10 protein-coding genes are annotated in these 7,289 nt (G+C 69.0%); 5 read left to right on the forward strand and 5 right to left on the reverse strand.

Going from position 1 to position 7,289, the window contains the following annotated elements:
* Positions 1 to 617 (reverse strand): LysR substrate-binding domain-containing protein (locus tag FUT87_RS17445; RefSeq protein WP_147241833.1); only part of this gene is annotated, 617 nt, incomplete at its 3' end.
* Positions 618 to 780: 163 nt separating this feature from the next.
* Between FUT87_RS17445 and FUT87_RS17450 the strand changes: the two genes are divergently transcribed.
* Entirely contained in the window at positions 781 to 1,275 is a 495-nt protein-coding gene (locus tag FUT87_RS17450; protein ID WP_147241834.1) for a hypothetical protein, read from the forward strand.
* A 134-nt stretch (positions 1,276 to 1,409) separates the two neighbouring features.
* Here FUT87_RS17450 and FUT87_RS17455 read toward each other — a convergent pair whose 3' ends face one another.
* From FUT87_RS17455 to FUT87_RS17465, 3 genes are read right to left on the reverse strand one after another with little or no spacing between them, the layout of a single operon-like run.
* A complete protein-coding gene (locus FUT87_RS17455) occupies positions 1,410 to 2,525 on the reverse strand; it encodes a chemotaxis response regulator protein-glutamate methylesterase (RefSeq protein ID WP_091723262.1) in 1,116 nt (371 codons plus the stop codon).
* Positions 2,526 to 2,562: 37 nt separating this feature from the next.
* Positions 2,563 to 3,234: a chemoreceptor glutamine deamidase CheD gene (cheD, locus tag FUT87_RS17460; RefSeq protein WP_091723265.1), complete on the reverse strand. Its 672-nt coding sequence runs from the start codon at positions 3,232 to 3,234 to the stop codon at positions 2,563 to 2,565.
* 12 nt (positions 3,235 to 3,246) lie between these two features.
* Complete coding sequence (locus FUT87_RS17465) at positions 3,247 to 4,113, reverse strand: CheR family methyltransferase (RefSeq protein WP_091723268.1); 867 nt, start codon at positions 4,111 to 4,113, stop codon at positions 3,247 to 3,249.
* Positions 4,114 to 4,299: 186 nt separating this feature from the next.
* Between FUT87_RS17465 and FUT87_RS17470 the strand changes: the two genes are divergently transcribed.
* The 4 genes from FUT87_RS17470 to FUT87_RS17485 all read left to right on the forward strand — a co-directional run bounded on the left by FUT87_RS17470 (position 4,300) and on the right by FUT87_RS17485 (position 6,869).
* Positions 4,300 to 5,019 carry a GGDEF domain-containing protein gene (locus FUT87_RS17470; protein ID WP_404932442.1) on the forward strand — a complete coding sequence of 240 codons (720 nt, stop codon included), beginning with the start codon at positions 4,300 to 4,302 and terminating at the stop codon, positions 5,017 to 5,019.
* A gap of 2 nt (positions 5,020 to 5,021) precedes the next feature.
* Positions 5,022 to 5,828, forward strand: coding sequence for a MinD/ParA family protein (locus tag FUT87_RS17475; RefSeq protein WP_147241835.1), 807 nt, complete (start codon positions 5,022 to 5,024; stop codon positions 5,826 to 5,828).
* 54 nt (positions 5,829 to 5,882) lie between these two features.
* Positions 5,883 to 6,317: a group II truncated hemoglobin gene (locus FUT87_RS17480; protein WP_091723270.1), complete on the forward strand. Its 435-nt coding sequence runs from the start codon at positions 5,883 to 5,885 to the stop codon at positions 6,315 to 6,317.
* A gap of 168 nt (positions 6,318 to 6,485) precedes the next feature.
* Complete coding sequence (locus tag FUT87_RS17485; protein WP_091723272.1) at positions 6,486 to 6,869, forward strand: hypothetical protein; 384 nt, start codon at positions 6,486 to 6,488, stop codon at positions 6,867 to 6,869.
* A 65-nt stretch (positions 6,870 to 6,934) separates the two neighbouring features.
* Here FUT87_RS17485 and FUT87_RS17490 read toward each other — a convergent pair.
* The coding region (locus tag FUT87_RS17490; protein WP_186830597.1) for a Smr/MutS family protein at positions 6,935 to 7,289 on the reverse strand (355 nt) is incomplete at its 5' end.

Raw genomic sequence — 7,289 nt, forward strand, 5'->3', positions numbered from 1 at the left:
GCCTGCGCGAACCAGTCCTCCCACTGCGACGCGTCGCCCAGCAGCGGCGCCTGCGCGAGCGCCTCCAGCGGCTGCCCGATCAGCTGATGCGCCAGCGCCGGTGACGCGACCGGCAGCATCGACAAGTCGAACAGCGGCTCGCTGTCGAGTCCCGGCCACGGGCCGAGGCCCTGTCGCAGCGCGAGGTCGAATTTCTCCCGCTCCAGGTCGACGAGCCGCGCGGTCGCTTCGATCTCGATCGTGACCTCCGGGTGGCGCGCGTGCCAGCGGCCCAGCCGCGGCAACAACCAGCGCTGCGCGAAGGAGGGCAGCACCGTCACGCGCAGGCTGCGCTGCTCGATGCCATGCGCCGCGGTGGCCGCGCGCAGGCCCTGGTCCAACTCCTGATAAGCGCGCTCGACGCCGCGCAGCAGCGCCGCGCCTGCAGCGTTCAGCACCACGCGCCGGCCCTGCCGGTCGAAGACATCGAAGCCCAACTGCGTCTCCAGCGCGCGGATCTGCTGGCTCACCGCGCTGTGCGTCAAGTTGAGCTCCTCTGAGGCCGCGCGCAGGTTCTGGTGCAGCGCGGCGGCCCGGAAGGCGGCGAGGTACTGGAGCGGCAGGCGAGGGAGTCGCATCGGAAGGGTCCTTGGTCAGGCGGCGGGCGGGGCGACTGTAGCGACTTCCTGGAAAGTCTGGCTGCACAAGGAGGCAAGGATATAGCGTTTGGAGCGCGCTTGTTGGGCACCTAGGATTACCAGCATTCACCCCCGACCGACCCCGATGAACGAAGGAACGACCATGAACGAGCCCGACATCACGCCCCGTTTCCCGACCGCCTTTGCCGCTCGCTCGCCGGCCTGTTCACCCACTGCCGCGCCGGTCCGCGCCGCGCATCAGGCCGTCGCCCGAGCCGCCTCGTCCTGCGCGGCCGCCCTGGCCGCCAGCGGCCGACCGGCCCGACTCACGCCGGAACTGCCGTGCTACGCCTATTCCCCCTGGACGCGCTTCCCGGTGATCGGTCCGGCGCTGACGGTGCTGATCGCGATCGTCTCGGCGCTTGCGCTGGTCTCGAACGCCAACGCCTTCAACGACGTCAATGCCGAATTGCAGATCACCGCGCGCGAGCAGCGGCTGGCCAAGCAGGAGGCGCAGCAGCAGGCCCGCGCGCAGGCCGAGCGCCAGGCCTTGCTGGTCGCGGCGGGCAATGACCGCGCGACGGCGGTGACGGGGACCGCCCGGGCGCTGCCCGTCGCGGACCGGACGGACGACGCGAAGCCCGGACGCGGCCGGTGAGGCCGGGCGCAGCGGGATTGACCTCCGCCGGCCTGCCGTGAGCGGCAACGGCAATGCAAACGGGCGCCTCGTCGGCGCCCGTTTGCTGTGGAGCGGGGCCGTCGCGGCCCGCATCCGTCAAAGCGTCAAACGCGTCAAACCCGGTTCAGCGACATGCCCGCGGTGCTGCGCAGCCGCTCGATCAGCCGGGTGGCGATCTGGTGCAGCGGCAGCACCTCGTCGGCGGCGCCGGCGTTGATCGCCTCGCGCGGCATGCCGAAGACGACGCAGGTCGCCTCATCCTGGACGAAGTTGTAGGAGCCGGCGTCCTTCATCGTCTTCATCGCCTTGGCGCCATCGGCGCCCATGCCGGTGAGCATGATGCCCAGCGCGTTCTGGCCGACCACGCGCGCCGCCGAGTTGAACAGCACCTCCACCGACGGCTTGTGCCGGTTGACCGGATCGCCGTCCTGCACGCGCGCGATGTAGTTGGCGCCCGAGCGCTCCACGCTGAAGTGCATGCCCCCCGGCGCGATGTAGCCGTGGCCCGGCAGGATGCGCTCGCCGTCCTGCGCTTCCTTGACGCGGATCTTGCACAGCCCGTCCAGCCGCGCCGCGTAGCTGCGGGTGAAGCCCGGCGGCATGTGCTGCGTGATGCAGACCGCGGGGCAGTCCGCCGGCAGGTTGATCAGCACGTCCTTGGTCGCCTCCGTGCCGCCGGTGGAGGCGCCGATGAAGATGATCTTCTCGGTCGACAGCCGGCCCAGGTTGGCGATCGGCGAGGCCGGCTTGAGCGGCGGCGTCGCGCCGCCGGCCGCGGCGGGGGCACCCGGCGCCGCGGCCGGCGCGGGCGCGTTCAGGCGGCGGATGTGCGCCTTGGCGGCGATGCGGATCTTGTCGGTGATGTCCTGCGCCAGCGCGCGGATGCCGTCGGCCACGCCGATCTTGGGCTTGGCCACGAAGTCCACCGCACCCAGCTCCAGCGCCTTGAGCGTGACCTCGGCGCCGCGCTCGGTCAGCGTGGACACCATCACGACCGGCATCGGCCGCAGCCGCATCAGCCGCTGCAGGAAGTCCAGGCCGTCCATCTTCGGCATCTCGACGTCCAGCGTGATCACGTCCGGGTTGAGGTTGCGGATCATCTCGCGCGCCGCGAGCGGATCGCTGGCCGCGCCGATGCACTGCATGTCGGGCTGGCGGTTGATGATCTCGGTCAGGATGCTGCGCACCAGCGCGGAATCGTCCACGACAACGACGGTGGTCTTGGCCATTGCTGCTTACTCCTCGGTACTTCCGGCCGCTGCCGTCTCAGAACAGATCGATCGAGCCGCCGGTGCTCGCCACCGGCTGGGCCCGCTGCGCGGCGGCCTTGTCCTGCTGCACCAGCGCGTCGGTGTTGGTCGGCGCCAGGCGCTTGACCATCGCCTTGCCGCTCTTCGGAAGGAAACAGACCTTGCGCGGGTACACGTCCATCACGTCCTTGGACACGATGGGGATGCGCTCCAGCTTCAGGAAGTCGATGACGAAGTTGGTGTTGCGCTCGCCGACGTTGATCGTGTTCATGCCCGAGATCACCGCGCCGCCGCCGAAGATCTTGGCCTCCATGCGGCTCTTGGCGGCGCCGCGCTTCATCATCTCGTTGATCAGCAGTTCCATCGCGAAGGAGCCGTAGCGGCCCGAGTCGCCATGCCCCTCGGGCAGCATGAAGTGGTTCATGCCGCCGATCTGCGCGTGGCGGTCCCACAGGCAGGCGGCGATGCACGAGCCCAGCGTCGTCATCACCAGCAGGTCGTCGTTGTCGACGAAGTACTCGCCGGGCAGGACCTTGACCGCGGCGTTCTTGAAGTGCGCGTCGTAGAAGAAGAACGAGGCCTCGCCATTCTTGCGGGACACCGTCTTGAGCTGGGCCACGCGCGCCGCGCCGGCGCTGGCCAGCGCCGCGCTTTGCTGCATCGCGGAGGAGGCGGAAGGCAGGGTCATGGGGGTGTTCCGTTAAACGCGTTCGTAGATCGTCTTGCCGCGCAGGCGGAAGAGATCGCGGGAATCGGTGAAGTTCTCGGAATGCCCGACGAACAGCAGCCCGCCCGGACGCATCACCTTGTGGATGCGCTCCAGCACCTTGCGCTGCGTCGGCGCATCGAAATAGATCATGACGTTGCGGCAGAACACGACGTGGAAGGGATCGCCCAGCGACCACGAGGTGTGCATGAGGTTCAGCGTCCTGAACTCGATCATCTTGGCCAGCTCGGGCTTGACGCGGATGCGGCCCTCGTTGGCGCCGGTGCCGCGCAGGAAGAACTGCTTGAGCCGCTGCGGCGAGAGCCCGCGCGATTCGGCCGCGTAGACGCCGCGACGCGCGGTGTTGAGCACGTTGGTGTCGATGTCGCTGGAGATGATCTGCACGCCGGAGCTCGGGCCCAGCGACTCCTGGCAGGTCATCGCGATGGAGTAGGGCTCCTCGCCGGTGGAGGCGGCGCAGCACCAGATGCGGATCGGCTTGCCGGTCAGCGCCTTGAGGTCGTCGTTGAGCGAGACGAAGTGGTGGTCCTCGCGGAAGAACGACGTCAGGTTGGTGGTCAGGCAGTTCACGAACTCCTGCCACTCCTGGTCGCCTTGCGGGCCGCTGACGCCCTCCAGCCATTGGAGGTAGTCGGCGAAGCTGCGATGGCCGGTGTCGCGCAGCCGGCGCGACAGCCGGCTGTAGACCATCGCATGCTTGCCGTCGTGCAGCGAGATGCCGGCGTGCTGGTAGATCAGCTGGCGCACGCGTTCGAAGTCGGCGCGGCTGAAGCTGAACTCGTGATCGATCGCCTCGACCGGGGACGGGGCCGCGAACGAGACCGGTTGACCTGGGCGCATGAGGCTGTTTGGACTTCTTCGGAGGTGAGATGCCGTAGCACCGGATGGCCGCCATTGTCGGCAATCGTTAGTTTGATTGTGTTTGGTCTCTTTGATCTGTGAAAGAGGTGGGGGGAACCCCTCATTTCTGCACGCTCATTAGAGAGGGAAGCCGCTAGACTGCGCCGGAAATTGCCCCTTCCCACCTTGGACGCACCGCACAGTCTCATTGCCGCGCACCAGCTGCGCCTGGATCTGGCCCTGCAGCTGCTGCAGCAGGCCGGCGCGATGCTGCCCGACGCCGAGCCCTATTCGGAGCCGTGGCTGCAAGGCATCGTCGACGCGCTGTGCGACCTCTCGAGCAAGGACGCGCTGACCGGCCTGGTCAACCGCCGCAGCTTCGAGATGGCGCTGGGGCGCGAGGTCGATCGGGTGGCGCGTTCCGGCGAACCGGCCCTGCTGCTGATGCTGGACATCGACCACTTCAAGGCGGTCAACGACCAGCACGGCCACGCGGCCGGCGACCTGGTGATCCGCGCGGTCGCGCAGTCGATCGCGCAGACGGTGCGTCCGATGGACACGGTGGCGCGGATCGGCGGCGAGGAGTTCGCCATCATCCTGCCCAACTGCCCGACCTCGTTCGGCGTGGTCGTGGCCGAGCGCATCCGGCAACGGGTGCAGGCGCTGGCCATCAGCCTGGGCGGCGGCCAGCCGCCGCTGACCTGCACGATCAGCATCGGCGGGGCGTTCGCGCCGCAGTGGGTGCGCTCGTCGACGCTGATCTGGACGGAGCGGGCTGACCGCCAGCTCTACCGCGCCAAGGCCGAGGGCCGCAATCGCGCCTGCCTGGAGAGCCATGTGGACTCGCTGGTGAGCGCCGAGGAAAAGGGCATGTTGTTCGCCGTAACGCAACAGGATAGTGAATGAGCATGACAACAGCTCCTGCTGCACCCCAGGCCCGCGGAGGCGCTCGCACCTTGGCCATCACGAGCGGCAAGGGCGGCGTGGGCAAGACCTTCGTCACCGCCAACCTGGCGGCGGCCCTGGCCGCGCGCGGCGAGCGCGTGCTGGTGCTGGATGCCGACCTCGGCCTGGCCAATCTCGATGTGGTGCTGAACCTGCATCCCAAGCTCACGCTGCACGACGTCTTCACCGAGCGCTGCACCCTGGAGCAGGCCATCCTGCCGGCGCCCGGTGGCTTCCATGTGCTGCTGGCGGGCTCGGGCATGGTGGAGTATTCGCGGCTCACGCCCGACGTGCGGGACAAGCTGCTGCACATCCTCGAGGTGGTGCGGCCGCGCTTCGACTACGTGCTGCTGGACACCGGCGCGGGCATCTCCGACGTGGTGCTGTTCGCCGTCTCGATGGCGCATGACGTGCTGGTCGTCGCGACGCCGGAGCCGACCTCGCTCACGGACGCGTACGCCACCATCAAGGTGCTGGCGACGCAGCAGGAGCGCCGCCAGGTGCGGCTCATCTTGAACCAGGCCAACCGGCCGGGCGAGGGCAAGCTGATCTGCGGCCAGCTGCAGCAGGTGCTGCAGCGCTTCGTCGGCCCGACGCCGGGCCAGACCTTCAAGCTGGAACTGCTCGGCGAGGTCAAGAACGATCCGATGGTCCGGCAGGCGGTGCTCAAGCGCCAGCTGCTGCTGGAGCATTACCCCGGCTGCGACGCGGCGCAGGGCATCCGCGGGCTGGCCGCGAAGTTGCTGGAACAATCGGCCGGACATCCCTGAACCTTTCCCGCTTCCAGCGCCCCTTTTCAGCGCTCCTTTCAGCGCCCCTCCCCGATGTCCGATTCCCCCGAGACCGGTGCCGCCGATGGCACCGCAGTCCCCCCGACGGCTGCGCCCGCCACCCCCTTCGAGTGGGTCGGCGGCGAGGACGCCGTGCGGCGATTGGTCGACCGCTTCTACGACCTGATGGACCTGGAGCCGCGCTTCGCGCAGCTGCGCGCGATCCATCCGACGACGCTGGACGGCTCGCGCGACAAGCTGTTCTGGTTCCTGTGCGGCTGGCTCGGCGGTCCGGACCACTTCGTCGAACGCTTCGGACACCCGAGGCTGCGCGCGCGCCACATGCCTTATCGCATCGGCATCGCCGAGCGCGACCAGTGGATGGCCGCCATGACGCAGGCGATGGCCGAGTGCGAACTCGACGTCGAGCTGCAGCGGCGGCTGGCCGCCTCCTTCGCCCACACGGCGGACTGGATGCGCAACGTCTGAGGCCGCGCCGGTCGGCGCCGCGTGGCGCTAATGACGGTCCGGTTCGCTTGCCGGCGGGCCGAAATGATGTAAACGGCGCGACCAGCGTGCATATCTGACACCGACGCCGGCCACGACGGGCTGGCGGTGAACACGGCGCGGGCGGCTTCGTCTACTGTCGCGTCCATCATGTCCACGCTGTTCCACGACGATGAGGTCGGCATCGAAGCCAATCCCGACCTGATGCATGTCCGGATCGACGACGGCCGCCTGTGGCTGTCCGAAGACGCCCGGGAAGACATCGAGGTCTGCGCCGGCTTCTGCCCGGACACGGACAGCCCGATGCAGATGCTCAACTTCCTGCGCGCCGCCTGCGTCCGCCTGCAGCACGTCGACATGGACGGCGAGGACGCCGAGCACGCCTTCATGTCCTTCTGCGTGCTCAAGGGCCTGGAGCACGCGATCGAGACCCACTGGCAGGGCGCCGATTCGGTCGGGGAGTTCCGTCCCGAGCGCCTGCTGATGGCCTTCACCACGCCGGTCTCGCCTTACAGCAGCCTGATGCTGCACTGACCGCGGCGGCGCTCCGCCGCCCGGAATCCCCCACAGGAACGAAGCGCCGGCCACGGCGCCGACCCTCAGGTCGCGTTCAGCAGGACCATCAGCGCCCCGGCCCCGCCGTCGCTGGCGCGGGCCTGCACGAAGGCCAGCACTTCCTGCTTCTGCACCAGCCAGCGCCGCACCCGCGCCTTGAGCACGGGCTCGCGCCCGGGCGAGCCGTTGCCCTTGCCGTGCACGACGCGCACGCAGCGCAGGCCGCGCCGGGCGCTGTCGTGGATGAACTGGCCCAGGGCCTCGCGGGCCTGGTCGCGCCGCAGGCCGTGCAGGTCGATCTGCGCCTGCAGCGCCCAGTGGCCCCGTCTGAGCTTGCGCACCGACTCGGCCGAGATCTCCGGACGGCGGAAGGACAGCGTCTCGTCGGTCTCCAGCAGC

It is taken from the genome of Mitsuaria sp. TWR114 (assembly GCF_007997345.1).

Coding starts and splice junctions, on each gene's coding strand:
- FUT87_RS17465 (WP_091723268.1), bottom strand. CDS start 4,113: ATGCGCCCAGGTCAACCGGTCTCGTTCGCGGCCCCGTCCCCGGTCGAG.
- FUT87_RS17450 (WP_147241834.1), top strand. CDS start 781: ATGAACGAGCCCGACATCACGCCCCGTTTCCCGACCGCCTTTGCCGCT.
- cheD (WP_091723265.1), bottom strand. CDS start 3,234: ATGACCCTGCCTTCCGCCTCCTCCGCGATGCAGCAAAGCGCGGCGCTG.
- FUT87_RS17455 (WP_091723262.1), bottom strand. CDS start 2,525: ATGGCCAAGACCACCGTCGTTGTCGTGGACGATTCCGCGCTGGTGCGC.
- FUT87_RS17485 (WP_091723272.1), top strand. CDS start 6,486: ATGTCCACGCTGTTCCACGACGATGAGGTCGGCATCGAAGCCAATCCC.
- FUT87_RS17475 (WP_147241835.1), top strand. CDS start 5,022: ATGACAACAGCTCCTGCTGCACCCCAGGCCCGCGGAGGCGCTCGCACC.
- FUT87_RS17480 (WP_091723270.1), top strand. CDS start 5,883: ATGTCCGATTCCCCCGAGACCGGTGCCGCCGATGGCACCGCAGTCCCC.